The 15,846-nt window shown below is 71.8% G+C and carries 10 protein-coding genes; 2 read left to right on the top strand and 8 right to left on the bottom strand.

The window, feature by feature from the left end:
* Positions 1 to 18: 18 nt before the first annotated feature.
* From OV090_RS47335 to OV090_RS47305, 7 genes are all read right to left on the bottom strand, one after another.
* Positions 19 to 519, bottom strand: a complete 501-nt coding sequence (locus tag OV090_RS47335) for an SAM-dependent methyltransferase (protein WP_267711684.1) — start codon at positions 517 to 519, stop codon at positions 19 to 21.
* Positions 520 to 639: 120 nt separating this feature from the next.
* Positions 640 to 1,374, bottom strand: coding sequence for a hypothetical protein (locus OV090_RS47330; RefSeq protein WP_267711683.1), 735 nt, complete (start codon positions 1,372 to 1,374; stop codon positions 640 to 642).
* Positions 1,375 to 1,699: 325 nt separating this feature from the next.
* Positions 1,700 to 2,899, bottom strand: coding sequence for an FAD-dependent oxidoreductase (locus OV090_RS47325; RefSeq protein WP_267711682.1), 1,200 nt, complete (start codon positions 2,897 to 2,899; stop codon positions 1,700 to 1,702).
* On the bottom strand, positions 2,896 to 3,081 hold the full coding sequence (locus OV090_RS47320) for a ferredoxin (protein ID WP_267711681.1): 186 nt from the start codon (positions 3,079 to 3,081) through the stop codon (positions 2,896 to 2,898). Before OV090_RS47320 ends, OV090_RS47325 begins: the two co-directional genes overlap by 4 nt.
* 32 nt (positions 3,082 to 3,113) lie before the next feature.
* Positions 3,114 to 3,764 (bottom strand): TetR family transcriptional regulator, encoded by a 651-nt coding sequence (locus OV090_RS47315; RefSeq protein ID WP_267711680.1) that lies wholly within the window; start codon positions 3,762 to 3,764, stop codon positions 3,114 to 3,116.
* 3 nt (positions 3,765 to 3,767) lie between these two features.
* Positions 3,768 to 4,973 (bottom strand): cytochrome P450, encoded by a 1,206-nt coding sequence (locus OV090_RS47310; RefSeq protein WP_267711679.1) that lies wholly within the window; start codon positions 4,971 to 4,973, stop codon positions 3,768 to 3,770.
* 516 nt (positions 4,974 to 5,489) lie between these two features.
* Complete coding sequence (locus tag OV090_RS47305) at positions 5,490 to 6,023, bottom strand: hypothetical protein (RefSeq protein WP_267711678.1); 534 nt, start codon at positions 6,021 to 6,023, stop codon at positions 5,490 to 5,492.
* A gap of 499 nt (positions 6,024 to 6,522) precedes the next feature.
* Between OV090_RS47305 and OV090_RS47300 the strand changes: the two genes are divergently transcribed.
* Complete coding sequence (locus tag OV090_RS47300; RefSeq protein WP_267711677.1) at positions 6,523 to 9,393, top strand: serine/threonine-protein kinase; 2,871 nt, start codon at positions 6,523 to 6,525, stop codon at positions 9,391 to 9,393.
* Between the two features lie 295 nt (positions 9,394 to 9,688).
* Positions 9,689 to 11,065, top strand: a complete 1,377-nt coding sequence (locus OV090_RS47295) for a hypothetical protein (protein ID WP_267711676.1) — start codon at positions 9,689 to 9,691, stop codon at positions 11,063 to 11,065.
* 162 nt (positions 11,066 to 11,227) lie between these two features.
* On the opposite strand, the gene OV090_RS47290 is transcribed toward OV090_RS47295, so the two are convergent.
* The gene (locus OV090_RS47290; protein WP_267711675.1) at positions 11,228 to 15,742 is read right to left on the bottom strand and encodes a WGR domain-containing protein; all 4,515 of its coding nucleotides are present in this window, start codon (positions 15,740 to 15,742) and stop codon (positions 11,228 to 11,230) included.
* Positions 15,743 to 15,846 lie beyond the last annotated feature (104 nt).

Below are 15,846 nucleotides of genomic sequence, written 5' to 3'. Positions count from 1 at the left end.
TGGGATTCGCGCATCGCCTCACGGCTTGCCGGCCTCGACGATGTAGCCGCGCGGCATGCCGGGAGCGTCGGGCGGGAGCGCCGGGAACGGCCAGCGGCCCCACTCCGCCGCGAGCACCGCCGGATTGAGGACGACAGTGTCCCAGCCGTGTTCGCCGATCAACCGCGCCGGCTCGTCGGTGGCGAAGCGCCACGGCGCTCCCAGCTCGCGCATCATCGCCAGGGTGGGCGCGAGCCTGGGCGACTCGAGCAACGTGCGACCGACCACGTCGTAGAGCAGCCGCGAACCCGGGGCCGACAGCTGCGCGAGCCGGGCGAACAGCGCGGCGACGATGTCCGCGTCGAGGTACTGCAGCAGGCCCTCGACCAGCCACAGCGAGCGCTGCGAGCGATCGAAGCCGGCGGCGAGCAGCGCGGCCGGCCAGTCGCCGGCGAGGTCGGTGGCGACCGCGATCCGCTCGCACCGCGGTCGTGCCGTCTCGACTTCGAGCGCGCCATCGAGGCCGCGCGCGCCGGCCACCCGCTCTTCTTGCCGGGCGTCGAAGACGCCTTCCCCGCCCGCCTGACTGCGAGGCGGACGTAGGTCCGGACCAACATGGCGTTCAGGTCATGCCCTTTTGGACATGACCAGAAAAACAGATCACTCGAACGCGACCTCGACCCCGGTCTGCGTCGGGTAGACGAGCTCGGCCTCGGCGACGACCTCGGCGCCCATGGCGAAGCCGTTGAACACGCAGCTGCCCTCGGGCCCGGGCTCGCAGCTGCAGGGCTCGCAGTCGACGAGCGCGTCGAGGCCCCGCGCGCTCACGGTGTAGGTGCCCGCGGGGGCCTGGGCCGCGGCGAAGCACTGTGGCTCGCAGCCTTCCATGGGGCACTCGGCCGGCAGGGTGAGCTCGTTCCAGACGCGGCCCGACCAGGTGGTGACGAAGGTGCCGCCGGGCTCGAGCTGGACCACTTGGCCGGGGGGGCAGCCGGCCGGGCAGCCGCAGCCGCCGGACAGGACGGCGTCGCAGCCGTTCTCGCAGGCGTCCTTGTTGATCTTGACCGCGACGTCGCTGGCGTCGCGCAGCGCGATCGGCAGGACCGACGTGCACATCTCCTGGAGGTTGAGGAACAGCCGGGTGGCCCCGTCGTTGCGCAGGGTGACCTCGACCGAAGGGCCGATGTCGGTCAGCGAGGGATCGACGCAGGCGGGCTCGCCGGTGGTCGGGGCAGTGGTGCCGTCGGTCGAAGTATCCGTGGTGGTGCCGGTGGTGGGGCCGCCGTCGGTGGTCGTCGTCGTGCCGGTGGGGGTGCCTTCGGTGTCGTCACCCTTCTCGCCGCACGCGGCTGCGAAGACGCTCAAGATCAGGAAGTTCAGGCGAAGGAAGTTCATGCCCGCAGTCTACCGCGGATGAGCTCCATCCACGCCGTTACACCCGCGGGTCCGGTGCATTCTCGCCCCACGCAGCCCCGCAGCGGTGGACGGCGTCAGCGAGCAGGGCATGAAAGCGCGAGGAATTGACATCGGCGCGAGGATGCGAGCCGCGAGATGAGCGCTGCGGGTGGCATGACCCAAAGGACAGCCGTGCCCCACCGTCGTGACCCCGAGACGGCGGATGCTCGGCCGCGGATGACCTGCTCCAAAGGACATCCTGGCGTCGAAGCGGCCGTACGAGACGGCTTGCGAGACCCTGGCCGAGAAGCAGGCGACCGCCCGCTCACGAGGCTCGCAGCGACTTCACCAGCGACCAGTCGGTGCCCTCGACCACGTGCTGTCGCAGCGCGCGGGTCTGCTTCACCATGTTCCACCCGAGCACGCCGGTGACCTTGCCGGCGCTGCCGTACAGCGCCGCGAACTGCCCGGCTTCGGGCGACCCATCGACGACGGCCACCTGCGCGTCGGCGCCGGCGAAGCCGTGGACCTGGATCTTCACGTCGTACTGGTCGGTCCAGAAGAACGGCACCGGCGTGTAGGGTCGGTCCTTGCCGAGGATGTTGGCGGCCACGGCTGCGCCCTGCTCGACCGCGTTGCTGCGGTTCTCGAGGCGCAGTGCGGTGCCCAGGACCTCGTGGTGCCAGCGCGCGACGTCGCCGACCGCGTAGATGCCCTCCGCAGCGCGGCAGCGGGAGTCACACACCACTCCGTCGCCGAGGCGCAGCCCGCTGTCGAACAGCCAGTCGGTCGCCGGACGCGAGCCGATCGCCACCACCACCACGTCGGCGGGCAGCACCTCGCCGCCGGCCAGGCGGACCCCGCGGACGCGCTCGTCGTCGCCGACCAATGCCTCGACCGCCGCGCCCAGGCGCAGCTGGACGCCCAGGCGGGTGTGCAGCGCCGCCAGGTGGCCGCCGATCTGCGGCCCCAGCTGGCTGGCGAGCAATGTCGCTTGCGGACCGACCAGCGTCACTGCCAGGCCCATCGCGCGGGCAGTCGCCGCGGCCTCGGTGCCGAGCACGCCGTCGCCGACGACCACCACCTGCGAGGCTGCGAGCAACTCGGCTCGCAGCGCCACCGCGTCGTCGAGCGTGCGCAGCACGTGCACGCCGGGCCACGGCGCCTGGCCGGGCAGGCGCCGCGGTTCGAGGCCGGTGGCGAGCACGATCGCCTCCGCGGTCAAGCGGCGGCCCGACGCAGTCGTCACCGCGCGGCCGAGCACGTCGAGGTGGACCGCCGGGTCGCCGAGGATCGTCGTCATCTCGAGCTTGGCCAGCGCCGCGTCGGCGCGCAGCCGCGTGCGGTCCGGCTCCCATTCGCCGGCGAGCACCTTCTTCGACAGCGGCGGCCGGTCGTAGGGCGGGTGGCGCTCGGCGCCGAGCAGCGTCAGCGCGCCGGCGTAGCCGTCGCGGCGCAGCGACTCGGCCACCGCGAGGCCGCCCACCGAGGCGCCGACGACCAGCACGCTCGCGGGGTTCGTCATGCCAGGTCCTCGAGCTTGATCGCCGCGCCCGGGCACACGCAGGCCGCCTCGCGCACCGCCTCGGGCGGGTGCTCGTCGAGCAGGATCACGATCCCGTCGTCGCGCTGGTCGAACACCTTCGGCGCGAGCAGGACGCACTGGCCTGCCCCGCAGCATTTTTCCAGATCCACAATCACGCGCATGGTCGTCGCTCTCCGTCGATATTTTTCTGAGGTCAGCGGGTGGGGGTGAACGGGGCTTGCCACAGACCCGCCAGGGCGTCGATGAGTCCGACCGCCGCGCCCTCCCAGGTCGCCCGCGGGGTCGTCGTGCCTTCCTGCAGCGCGCGCTCGCGTTCGGCGCACACGTGGACGATGAGGTGGCGGCTCATGTCGGCGCGCTCGGCGATCACGTCGGCGGGCAGCACCGGCATGAGGCGCATGAGGCCTTCGGAGACCCCGCGCATCGACGGCGACGCGCTCGTCTCGTCGATGACGATCTGGCGCAGCACCGGATCGGTGGTCGCCTGGGCGATGAAGCGCGCGTACCAGCTCGGGTTGCCGAGCGACGCGAGGTGGTCGGTGGAGGGCAGGACCAGGCAGCCGAGCCAGTCGCGCAGCGTCTCCGAGCGCTGGATCGCCTTCAGAAGGTCCACGCGCCGGCGCTCGATCTCCGGCGCGTGCCGGCGCACGATGGCGGCCACCAGGTCGGTCTTGGTGCCGAAGTGGTAGCCCACGGCGAAGTTGTTCGCCTGGCCCGCGGCCTCGCTGATCTGGCGGTTCGAGACCGCGGCCACCCCGTGCTCGGCGAACAGGCGCTCGGCCGTGGTGAGGATGAGCTCGCGGGTCTCGGTGGCGTGGGCGTGCCTCGTGCGTGGTCCGGCCATGGGTCACCAGCGTACTGGAACCCGCTCGAGTCCGCCGATGAGCAGGCCCTCGCGGCGGGCCAGTTCTTCGGTCGGGACGGCGAGCGCGAGCGTCGGCAGGCGGCGCAGCAGCACGTTCAGCGTGGTCTGCAGCTCGGTGCGGGCCAGGGCCTGGCCGACGCACGAGTGCGGCCCGACGCCGAAGGTCAAGTGCGGATTCGGCGAGCGGGTCAGGTCCATGGTATCGGCGCGCTCGTAGGCCTGCTCGTCGCGGTTGGCGGCCGCCATGTTGCAGACCACCGTCGTGCCGCCCGGCAGCTTCTGGCCGCTGACCTCGATCTCCTCGGTGATGAAGCGGGGCAGGCCGAAGCCGGCGTTGGCGTCGAAGCGGAGCGCCTCCTCGACCGCGGTGCGGACCAGCGACGGGTCGGCGACCAGCTGCTCCCAGCGCGAGCGCTCGCTGAGCAGCATCGCCATCATCTTGGCGATCGTGTTGGAGGTGGTCTCGTGGCCGGCGACCAGGATGCCCTGGCCGATCATCATCAGCTCGCGCTCGGTCAGCGGGTGGCCCTCGTCGACCGCGGCGACCATCTCGCTCAGCAGGTCTTCGCCCGGCGCGGCCCGCTTGGCGGCGATGTGCGCCGTCATGTACTCGGCGAACTCCACCTGCGCCTGCTGCATCTCCTCGCGGGTGAACTGGGTCATGTTCAGCATCGCGTTCGACCAGAAGGCGAGCTTGTCGCGGTCGATGTCGGGGATGCCCAGCAGCTCGCAGATCACCCAGACCGGCAACGGGAAGGCGAGGCCGGCCACCAGGTCGGCGGGCGCGCCCTGGCGCACCATGTCGTCGAGCAGCTGATCGGCCATCGCCTCGATGCGCGGCTGCATGGCCGAGACGCGCTTGGCGGTGAACGACTTGTGAAGCAGGCGCCGCCACCGCTCATGGCCCTCGGTCAGCGAGGCGGCCTCCTCGGTCTCGAACACGCTGCCGCCGTCCTCCGACAGCTTGGCCGCGCCCTCCTGGCCGAGCTGCCGGGTGAACCGCGGGTCGGCCAGCACCTGGCGAACATCGGCGTAGCGGGTCAAGAGGACCGCCTGGTCCCCGCTGGGCAGCCGCACGTGGGCGACCGGGCAGCCCTGCCTCAGCTTGGCCCACTCCTCGGGCGGCTCCAGCGGGGCGTGGGCGCGAAGGGGATAGTCCAAAACCTGCTCGCTGCTTTCGGTGCTCATCAGAACCTCCGCGGGAGGGTCTAAGTCATACGACTGATTAAGTCAATCAACTGACTGAATCTTCATCTTCGGCGCGCAGCGAGAAGGGAGGTCGAATCGCGAGGCGCGGCTGCGCGACCGCTGGAGGGCGGAGAAAACCTCGTTCGAGCGCGAGCTGGGGCGCGGCGGCCCCGGCGAGGTTCTTGTACGAGAGCTCGCGCGCGCACGAGGGCGACGCCGCGCGGGCAGTGGGAGGGGCGAGCTCGACCGGTAGGCGCGAGCACTCGTTCAGATGTCTTTTAAAACATGTTCTAGAGGACACACTCTGGAGTCGGCGCCGCGACAGCGATCAGATGTCCTTCCGGACATGTCACAAGCGCGGCGTTCGCCGACTTGGCAGCACGGTAACTGTCCTTACGACACGCCCCGCGCGTCCAGGCGCGGCAAACGGAGCGCAGTAGAAATGTTTTTCACGACATGCTTCACGCGCCTCGATGATGTCTCTTGGGACATGCCCCAAGAGCGACCGCCGAGGCCTCAGGTGATCTCGCGGTGCCTGACCTGCCCCTTATGAAAATTGCCGCCGGCGTCGCTGCAGGTGACGGCGACGCGGGCGAGGCCGACGGGCATGCCGAGCACGCGGTGGGCGATCAGGCGGGCCGCGTCGAGGCGGCAGCGGGGGACGTGATGGCCGTCCTCGGTGTCGATGGCGACGAACGCGTGCAGCTGGCCCGACTCGGCCAGCTCGACGACGAATGCGAACTCCTTGCCGTCGCCGGTGACGGTGATCGTCAGCGAGCGGCTCGAGCTCCGGTGGTAACGCAGCTTGACCATGCGCTCGACCATCGGCCCGAGCGGCTTGCGCCGGTCCTGCTCGGCGGTGTTGACCCACCACAGGCGGGCCTCGTCGATGCGCGTGGCGTCGGTGTTGAGCCACGCGTCGATCGCCAGGTCGAAGTGCGGCTTGCCGAAGTCGCGTTTGACCCGCACCACCTCCGTCCCCGGCGCGGCCTGAGCGCTGTCCTTCACCTTCGGAGCAGCGCCCGCGAGCGCGAGCGCGACGACAGACAAGATCCAGTTCAAAGCATCCCACGGTAGCAAGCGAGGCGCGCGCCGACAATGCAGGTACCGCGATTCACCATAGTGAAACTCGCGGCCCGAGGACGCCTGCGCGACGCGAGCTCGGCGCGTTCGCGAGATTTCGTCCCGTGGCCCCGAATCGGGCTGCAATCAGGCCGGTGGCCGAACCCGGGAGCCGGCGACGCAGCGGGCCACGCGTTCAGGATACTCGCCGATGGGCGCGTGCGAGGCGTCGAGCCCTGGCGTCGAGCCCCGCAGGGCACGCGCGCCGACGCGACTTCGACCGCGACTGTGATCGAGGCGAGCGCTCCGAACAGCTGACCTCGGTGAGGCCACCACCGAGCCACGACGCAGCTCCGCTCTGCGAACCGCCGTTTTCGCGGCCTCTGTCGGCCGATCCGGCGCGGATCCGAGCCGTTCGCGCGCGGGCGCCCGCGCGGGGAGGTTGGTCGCGCGGCCGGCATGACCGATGATGGGGGCGAGACGGCCGATGGACGAGCGCAATCAGATGTCCAAAAGGACATGGCCAGAAAGTCAGGCGAAGGACCCGCTCGAGGAGACCACCGCGCCGGGAGCGGCGCCCGCGAGCGTGAGCGTCGGCAGCGTCGAGGAGACGGTGGTCCGGCCCGACAGCCTCGACCGCGTGCGCACGAGGGTCGACGTCGAGAGGACCACCGCGAGCGTGCCCGCGGGGAGCGAAGCGCAGCCGCCGGAGCGCACCCTCGGGCGCTATTTAATCATTAAACAGCTCGGGGCGGGCGGCATGGGCACGGTCTACAAGGCCTACGACCCCGACCTCGATCGCACCGTGGCGATCAAGCTGCTGCACGGCGCGGCCGTCGGCGAGGCGCGGGCGCGGATGATCCGCGAGGCGCAGGCGATGGCCAAGCTGTCGCACCCCAACGTGGTGCCGGTGTTCGACGTCGGGGCGCACCGCGAGGACCAGGTGTTCATCGCCATGGACCTGGTCGAGGGCACCGACCTGCGGCAGTGGATGGCCACGCGCCCGCGCTGGACCGAGGTCGTCGACGTGTTCGCTCAGGCCGGCGCCGGGCTGGCGGCCGCGCACGCGGTGGGTCTGGTTCACCGCGATTTCAAGCCCGACAACGTCCTGCTCAGCACCGACGCCGCGACCGGCAAGCTGCGAGCGCAGGTGGCAGACTTCGGTCTGGCCCGCCGCGACGAGGAGCACGAGTCGCCGGTGCGCGCGGCCGAGGCCGCCAGCGGCAGCGCCCTCGACACGCAGATCACCCGCTACGGCGCGATCGTCGGCACGCCGGCGTACATGTCGCCCGAGCAGCACGCCGGCGTCGCGGTCGATCCGCGCACCGATCAGTTCAGCTTCTGCGTCGCCCTGTTCGAGGCGCTCCACGGCAAGCGCCCGTTCGCCGGCGCGACGATCGAGGAGCTGGCCCGCAAGGCCCGCAGCAACCAGCGCGAGGCGCCGCCGCGCGGCAGCGAGGTGCCCGGCTGGCTGCACCGGATCTGCCTGCGCGGGCTGCAACCTGACCGAGAGGCCAGGTACCCGCGGATGGACGCGCTGCTCGCCGACCTACAGGCCGGCCGCGCCCGCCGGCAACGCTGGGCGCTGGCGCTCGGCGGGACGCTGCTGGCGGCGGCGGTCGCCGGCGGCACTGCGTGGGCGATGACCGGCCCGGGGGTGTGCGGCGGCGGGGCCGAGCGCGTGGGCGAGGTCTGGCACGCGGGCCGACGCGCGACGATCGAGGCCGCCTTCGCCGCCACCGGCCTGCCGTACGCGGCGGGGGCGTGGGCCGGGGCGGCGCCGCAGATCGATCAATACGCGCAGGGCTGGAAGGACATGTACGAAGAGACATGTTCCGCAACCCAGGTGCGCGGCGAGCAGTCGGCCGAGCTGATGGACCTGCGCATGGCCTGCCTGCAGCACCGCCTGAAGGACCTGGACGCCCTGCTGGCGCTGCTCGAGCAGGCCGACAAGCAGGTGGTGAAGCGGGCCACGGAGGCGGCGGTGGCATTGCCGGGGCTGCAGGCCTGCGCCGACGCGGAGGCGCTGCGCAGCGGGGCGCTGGCCTCGCGATCGGTGACGGATCCGGCCCGCAGCGAGGCGGTGCGCGAGCGGCTGCGGGCGGCGCGGGCCAAGGTCAGCGCCGGCAAGAGCAAGGACGCGCTGGCCGAGCTCGAGGCGACCGCGACCGAGGCGATCGCGCTCGACGACCCGAGCCTGACCGCGGCGGCCCGCCACGCGCTGGCCAGGGCGCAGCGCGAGGCGGGCAACGACGAGGGGGCGAGGATCACCGAGGCTGCGGCGATCTGGCAAGCAGTGGCCGACCGCGACGACGAGACGCTGTGGGACGGCCTGCTGAACCAGATGTTCGTGGTCGGCTACAAGCTCGGGCGCAAGGCCGAGGCCCAGCCGTGGGTCGACCACGCCGAGGCGCTGCTGCGCCGCCGCGGCCAGCCCGACCGCGAGCGCGCGCAGTGGCTGCACCACGTCGGCATGATCGCCATCGCCGCCGGCGACAACGCCGGCGCCGAGGCCTTCGTGAGCGAGGCGATCGGCCTCTATGAAAAGGTCTTCGGCCCCGACCACCCGCGCCTGGTCGGCCTGCTCAACGCGCTCGGGGCGTCCAAGCTGCGCGGCGGCAAGTACGTCGAGGCGCAGCAGCTGTTCGAGCGGGCCGTCGCGCTCGACGAGCGCGCCCACGGCTCCGGCCACCCCGACCTGGCGCTGCCGCTCAACAACCTCGCGCTCAGCCTCGAGCGCCAGAACCGCTACGCCGAGGCGATCGCCGCGCTGCAGCGGTCGCAGGCGATCCTCGAAGCCATCAACCCCAAGGACCCGACTGTCGGGGTGATCCGCCAGAACGTGGGCGGGATGTTGCAGCTGTCCGGAAAGCCAGCCGAGGGCTTGACCGAGCTGACGGCCGCGCTCGCGCATCTGGAAGCGGCGCTCGCGCCCGACCACCCGGCAGTCGCCGGCGTCTTCACGTTCATCGGCGACGCCAAGCGCGACCTCGCCGACTACCCCGGCGCGCGCGAGGCCTACGTGCGTGGTTGCGAGATCAGGGAGAAGGCCCTCGGCCCCGACCACCCCGACCTCGGGCTCTGTCTCTTGGGACAGGCACAGGTCGATCTGCTCGAACAGAAGCCCGCGGCCGCCCTGCAGCACGTCGACCGCGCCCTCAAGAACGTCGCCGCCGCCACCAACGACCCCGGCGACCTCGGCCTCATGCACTTGGCCCGCGCCCAGGCCCTGCGCGCCACCGGTGCCGCCGCTGAATCCGCCGAGGCCGCCAGGCAGGCCCGCGAGTCGCTCGAGCTCGCGGGGGTCGCCGGCGAGCGCGGGATGAAGCAGCTCGACGCGTGGGAGGCGGGCCGGTAGCGCGAGGGCGCGTTCGTCCGCGATGGCCTCGCGCCGGGAATCACTCGACGCGTGATAGCCGTCCGTCGACTTCGCCCGTGGATGTCGCGTGGGAGCGGCGGCGACACGCAGAGCTCGGTGCGGGCTCCGCGTCACTGTCACGTGTCGCTTCCCGCGCACGATCGGCCGCGTGCGCGCGATCGAGAAGACCGCGATCGCTGGTTCAGGTTCTGCCACGAGCAGTCGCTGCGCGTGCGCCCGAGGGCGCGGACTTGGCCGCGCTGCGGTGACGTCGCCTCGTGGTAGCGTCGCGCGCATGGCCAACTTTGCTTGCTCGCTGGATCGCTTCGCCTTCGTCGCCGCGGTCCTCTTCCCGACGCTCGCCTCGGCCGCGGTGCCGATCGGCGAGCCGGTCGGCTCGCTGCCGAGCCACAACGAGCGGGTCCTCGGCTTCATGACCAACCGGATCCGCGCCAACCCGGCCGCCGCCGACGCCCTGCCGAGCAAGGACGGCATGACCCCGTCGGGACGCCCGATCCCACCGGCCACGCCGCCGCTCGAGCTCGTCGCCGACCTCGCGCGCGCCGCCAACTTTCAAGCGACGCATATCGCCACCACCGACTGTCCGCTGTGCGTGGACCACTCGACCTGCTGCGTGCTCGCCGGCATGGACGACGACACCCACTGCGAAGGGCCGGTGACCGACTGCGGCGTCACCAGCATGTACGATCGCTTCACCCACTTCTCCGACCGCGCGCACGGCGAGAACGGTGCGGAGGGCCACGCCTCGCCCGAGCTGGTGATGGTGGGGTGGATCGGCTCCGACGCCCACTGGGGCTCGATCAACGGCGCCGGCACCACCGCGCTCGGTACCGGCTTTGCGCAGGGCTTCGGGAAGCCGGTTTATCACCTGGTCTTCGGGTCAGGCGGGACCTACCCGGTCGCGGGCGACGGCGTGCACTTCCGCGACATCGTCCACGACGGCGGCACCGGACCGAAGATGCAGCCGGAGGACACCCCGACCTTCGGCATCACCTACTCCCTGCCCGGCGGCGGCCCGCCCCAGGTCGCGCAGGTCGTGCACTACCTCGACGGCGTCACGCCCGTGTGCGAGCCGCTGGCGCTGCGGCACGGTCAGCCCGATCAGGGCACCTACGAGGCGGTGCTCTCGCCCGGCCCCGGCTGCCACCGCTACTTCTTCCACATCGTCGACGGCCAGGGCGTCGAGCAGCTCTACCCTACTACTGGCACGCTCGGCTTCCCGCAGCTCCCGCTCGGCGCCGACCCTGCCTCCTGCCCCGACTTCGAGCCCACCCGCGCCGAGGCCCCGTGCGCCGGTACGGCCCCGCAGGACACCACCGGCAGCGACACCGGCAGCGACACCGGCAGCGACGACGACAGCGGCGGTGACGACAGCGCGAGCAGCGACGCGAGCGAGACCAGCCCGACCGGCAACCCCACCAGCGACGGCTCCAGCGGGGCCGTGACCGGCGACGGGCCGACCGGCGGCGCAGTCACCAGCGCTGCGACGACGGCAGGCACGACCGAGCCGGCGACCGCAGGCGAGCCCGCGAGCGGCGACTCCGACGCAGGCTGCGGATGTCGCAGCGAAGGCGGCGAGCCGGGCGATGGTTTCGCGCTGACCTCGCTGTTCGTGCTCACGGGCTGGCTGCTCCGGCGCCGCCGCGCCTGAGCTCCGGCGAACTCTCGGTGACGGCGGCCGTCGCCAGCTCGACGACTCGGGAGCGCTTCGGAGGCTCCCGATTCTCGAGACATGTTCTTAAGGACATGACAAAAGGGGCATGCCCGCAAGAGCATGCCCCCAAAGACATCCAGTGGCGCCCTCGACGGGCGCTTACTTGGCGAGCTTCCAGCCCTCGGACGTCTTGTCCTTGACCAGCTTTTCAAAGTGCGCCCGCGCCTCCTCTTCACCCGCCAGCCGCCGCAGCTTCTCGCTGCCGGCGGCGCCGAGCTTGCCCGAGCGCGTCAGGACGAACGCCGCCGGCGGATCGAACACCACCTCCCAAAACTTCCCGCCCTGCGTGTAGCGCCGCCGCACCACGCCATCGTGGCGGCGCGCCCCGTACGGCAGCCCGCGCAGGTCGGGGCACACCTCGCCGAGGGCCGTCACGAACGGCCGACCCAGCGACTCGGCGATGAACCACTCGAACGACCCCTCGAACCACAGGTCGTCCGGCGACTCCGACAGGTCGTACTCGACGAACACGCGGCCATCCTTGCGCTGCGGCGACTTCGGCACGAACAGCACCACCGGTCGCTGCTGCGCGTCCTCGATCACCACCTGCGCGCCGGCCATCATCGCCCGCAGCTGCTCCGCGTCCGCCGGCCGCATCTTGCCCGCGAGCGCCTCCACCGCGGTCGCCAGCGCCGGCCCGCGCGCCAGCGCCTCGTCGGGCCCGAGGAAGGCCCGGCCGCGCTCGCCGATCTGCCACGCCAGCGGCCCGTGGGACCACGCGTCGCGCAGCTTCGCCGGCACCTCGGCCCCGGCCGCGTCGGCGAAGCGGGCGATCGCAGCCTCGTCGGGCGGCGCGCCGCGGCTGACCGAAAGGTCAGCCAGCTCCGCCGTCCAGCCCCACTCCGCCAGCAGCTGCTCGAACTCGGCGAACGCCTCGAGGTGCCAGCTCGGCGCGCGCTCGTCGTCGCGGGCGCGATCTTCGAAATACTCGAGCAGGCCCATGTCGCCCGGCCGGCGGCGGTCGTCCCTCCACTCGATGCACGCCACGCGCGCGCCGGGGCGCTTCAGCAGCGTCAGCACGCGCGCCTCGACCTCGGCCAGCGCCTCGGGTCCCTCGCGCAGCTCGTCGACGTACACCTGCTTGTCGTGGCCCTCGCCCGCGTGCGGCGCGTAGTAGGTGCGGAGGACGCCGCCGCGCTGCGGCACGTACCACGGCTGGGCGGCGAACCAGTCCTTGGCCGGGTCGTCGGCGAGCTTGCGGTACAGCGCCTCGGCGCTCTCGGGCCCGTCGGCGACGAAGCCGTGGCCGGTGAAGCGGCCGTTGTTGACGCCCTCGTAGACCAGGACGCGGTCGCCGTAGCGGACGATGTCGCGGAACTCCCCGGCCGACGCGTTCCAGTGGACGACGTGGCCGTCGCAGCGCTCGACGCCGGCGAGGAAGCTGCCGAGGTCGTCGAGGTCGGACACGACCTGGAAGCCCGGCGCCTTGACCTCCTGGCCGTCGAACACGTGCAGGCGCTCCTGCTTGTCGAAGAACCACACCTCGCCGTCGGACGTGGTGAGGAAGCGGCGGTCGATGGGCACCCCGGCCAGCTCGGCGAGCGCGTCGTCGCCGATCTTCTTCTGCGGCTTGGCCAGCTTGCGGGGCGCCGCGGCGTCGCCGGCCAGGACGCGCTCCAGCTGCTTGCGGTCCTTGGCCTTGAACGATTGCCACGGGTCGTCGGTGGCCCGCTCGTAGTGCAGCTCGCTGAGGTTGGAGAACGGCGGCTCGGCGATCGCCTGCGCGGCCGCGTGGGCCCGCCGCACCAGCTCGTGGTCGCCGCTCTCGAGCCCGAGCCGGACCGCGTGCATCAGCACGAACTTGCGCTGGCCGCGGGCCCGCGGATCGCTCGGCTCCGGCCAGCCGAGCACGGCCCGCGCGAGCGCGGCGACGTAGGCGTGCGGCTTCTTCTTGGTGTCGTTCTCGAAGTCGAGGAACACCACCGCGTAGCTGTTGGCGCCGTGGTCGCTGCGGGTGCGCTCGAGCTCGATCATGATCTCGTCGTGCCCGGCCTCGTCGAAGGTCTCGGCGACCGCGTTGCACAGGTACCAGACCTGCCGCTGCTCGACGAACAGGCGCGAGCGCAGGAGCCCCAGCGCGTCCTCGGTCTTGATGTGCGCGAGGCCGCTGTAGAGGTTGCTCAGCAGCTCCTGGTCGCTCGTCTCGGCCAGGACCTCGGCGATCGCCGGCAGGCCGCCAGGGTTGGTGAAGTAGAACAGGACCCGGCCGGCGGCGTGGTAGACGTGGATCGCCGGGAACGCGCCGTCCTCGTCCTCGCTCGCGCTCTCGGGCTTGACGCCGAGGCGCGCGGCCAGGCGGACCAGGCGGAAGGCTTGCCCCTCGGACAGGCGAGCGACGACCTTGTTGTCGCTGTAGGCGATGAACAGCTTCGAGAGGGTCTTGTCGCGCAGCTCGTGGCGGCTGTCGTCGCCCAGCGCGGCCAGCAGCCAGTCGAAGATCGCCGGCTCGTGGGCGATCGGCGCCAGCTTCTCGACCAGGTCTTCCTTCCAGTCGTCGGCGAAGAACTCGCCGCTCTCGGGCCGCAGCAGCAGCGCCTGGAAGGTCGGCAGCAGCGGGTCGGCGAGGTCGACGATGCCGTCCTCGCGCAGCGCGGCGAGCTGGCCGGCGAATTCGGACGGCGCCTGCAACCCGACTGCGGCCGCCTGCAGGTCGGCGAGGGCGGCGATGTCGTCGGCGGCGAGCAGGGCCTCGACCGCGGCGCCGAGGACGTCGCCGGCGATCTGCCCGGCCATGACGAGCAGCCGCCGCGCGAGCAGCAGCCGCTGCGGCGGGGCGAGCTCGCGGAACTGCGCGAGCGCGGGCTCGCGTTCGTCGTCGTCTTCGCTGAAGAGCTGGGTCAGCACCGGCCGCACCTCGGCGAGCGGGGCGATCCGCGCGGCGAACTGCTCGGCCCGCGCGCCGTCACCGTCGCGCTCGGCGGCCTGCTGAGCGGCGTGCAGGAGGCCCCAGTGGTACGGGTCGCGCGCGAGCACGCCGTCGATCAGGTCGCGCACGCGCAGGCGGTCGGTCGCCAGCGGGGCCAGCGGCTCGATCGCCGCGGCCAGCAGGTCGACGTCTGTACTTTCGCGCATGTTCTCGAGGACAGCATCGGCGGCTCGGCTGGCCTGCACGCCGGCGTGGACGTCGAGCAGGGCGGCGAGGGCCTGGAAGCCGAGCTCGGGCCCGGGCGGGCCGCCGGCGACGAGGGCGTGCAGCCGATCGAGCTCGCCGGCGGCGGCGGCGGTCTCGACCAGCCGCTGGGCCTTGACGAAGCCGTGAGTGACGGGGTCGGCGTACACCGCGGCGACGAGGCGGTCGAGGTCGACGTCCTCGCGGTCGACTGCGCCGCCGGTGTAGTAGAGGAGCAGCGAGCGGCGGGCGCGGAAGGCAGGCGCGGCCGGGACGTCGCCGTCGTCCGCGAGGGCGCCGAAGGCGGCGACGAAGGCATTGACGAGCGGGTGCTCGCTGCCGGCGAGGGCGGCGACGACCTGCTCGCGGCCGGCGTGGTCGGCCAGGACGCTGGTGTGGAGCAGCCAGTAGATGCCGAGGTGCGGGTCGTCGGCGAGGCGCCCACGCTCGGCGGCGAAGGCCTTGGCCTCGGCGGCGCGGCCGTCGAAGGCGCCGCGCAGGTGGCCGTAGGCGTCGCGCACCATGTCCTCGTCGCTGTTGATGGCCTTGCCGCGCAGCTCGTGGCCGCGGGCGAAGAACCACATGAGCCACTGATAGCGCTCGAGCAACTTGGCAGTGGTGGGCCGGCGCGCGCTGGTCGACTTGAGCTTGCGCGGCCGGAAGCGATCGGCGATGTCCTCGTCGTCCTCGTCGGCGTCCTCGTCTTCGTCGGCCTCGGCCCTGGCGTCGCGGTAGGCGGCGTAGTCGGCGACGCTGTCGAAGCTGAGCGAGACCTCGCGGGTCTCGTGGTCCTGCCACCAGACCTGGCCGCTGTCACGCAGGTCGGCGAGGTAATAGTTGTCGCCCTCGTCGTCGAGGACGTAGAAGCCGGACAGGGTCTTGTCGATCGCGCCGAAGTAGCCGAAGTTGCGCCCGAGGTGGGCGGCGACCAGATCTTCGCCTGACCGATCGGTCAGGCCCTCGTCGCTGGCAGCGAAGGCGTCGGCGTCGATCGGGAGGGCGTAGAACCGCCGCGCAGCCTCGACCTCGGGCGAGGCAGGGCCGGGCGCCCGCGAAGATTTTTTGGAGGTCGGCTTCTTGGAAGCGGACTTCTTGGCGTCGGCCTTCTTGGCCTTGGCGGCGGACTTCTTGGTGTCGGCCTTCTTGGCCTTGGCGGCGGACTTCTTGGTGTCGGCCTTCTTGGCCTTGGCGGCGGACTTCTTGGCGTCAGCTTTCTTGGCCTTGGCAGCGGCCTTCTTGGTGTCGGCCTTCTTGACCTTGCCTGCGGCCTTCTTGGCCTTGGCGGCGGTCTTCTTGTCGGCCTTCTTCGCCTTCTTCTCGGCCTTGCGGGCGGCGGTCTTGGCGGCCTTCTTGGCCTTGGCGGCAGGCTTCTTGGCGGCCTTCTTGGCCTTCGCCGCGGCGGGCTTCTTGTCGGTCTGCTTCTTGGCCTTCTTCGTCCGCTTCTTCTCGTCGGCCTTGGCGGCGGACTTCTTGGCCTGCTTCGACTTCGGCTTCGCTTGCGGCATCTGCCGAGGAGGATAGTGGGCGGGCCCGCGATCGTCACCCTCTCGATGCGCGCGTAACTGCGCACCGGCGCGTGGCGGGGCAGCCCTGGTCTTCGCCGTGTGAC

Source organism: Nannocystis sp. RBIL2 (assembly GCF_026626745.1).
GTDB lineage: Bacteria > Myxococcota_A > Polyangia > Nannocystales > Nannocystaceae > Nannocystis.
The sequence above is the reverse complement of the archived record's forward strand: the minus strand, read 5'-3'. Positions and strand labels throughout refer to the sequence as shown.

Bases quoted from the DNA above. Each gene is read 5' to 3' on its own strand.
- OV090_RS47330 (WP_267711683.1), bottom strand. From the start codon at position 1,374: ATGAACTTCCTTCGCCTGAACTTCCTGATCTTGAGCGTCTTCGCAGCC.
- OV090_RS47325 (WP_267711682.1), bottom strand. From the start codon at position 2,899: ATGACGAACCCCGCGAGCGTGCTGGTCGTCGGCGCCTCGGTGGGCGGC.
- OV090_RS47320 (WP_267711681.1), bottom strand. From the start codon at position 3,081: ATGCGCGTGATTGTGGATCTGGAAAAATGCTGCGGGGCAGGCCAGTGC.
- OV090_RS47315 (WP_267711680.1), bottom strand. From the start codon at position 3,764: ATGGCCGGACCACGCACGAGGCACGCCCACGCCACCGAGACCCGCGAG.
- OV090_RS47310 (WP_267711679.1), bottom strand. From the start codon at position 4,973: ATGAGCACCGAAAGCAGCGAGCAGGTTTTGGACTATCCCCTTCGCGCC.
- OV090_RS47300 (WP_267711677.1), top strand. From the start codon at position 6,523: ATGGACGAGCGCAATCAGATGTCCAAAAGGACATGGCCAGAAAGTCAG.
- OV090_RS47295 (WP_267711676.1), top strand. From the start codon at position 9,689: ATGGCCAACTTTGCTTGCTCGCTGGATCGCTTCGCCTTCGTCGCCGCG.
- OV090_RS47290 (WP_267711675.1), bottom strand. From the start codon at position 15,742: ATGCCGCAAGCGAAGCCGAAGTCGAAGCAGGCCAAGAAGTCCGCCGCC.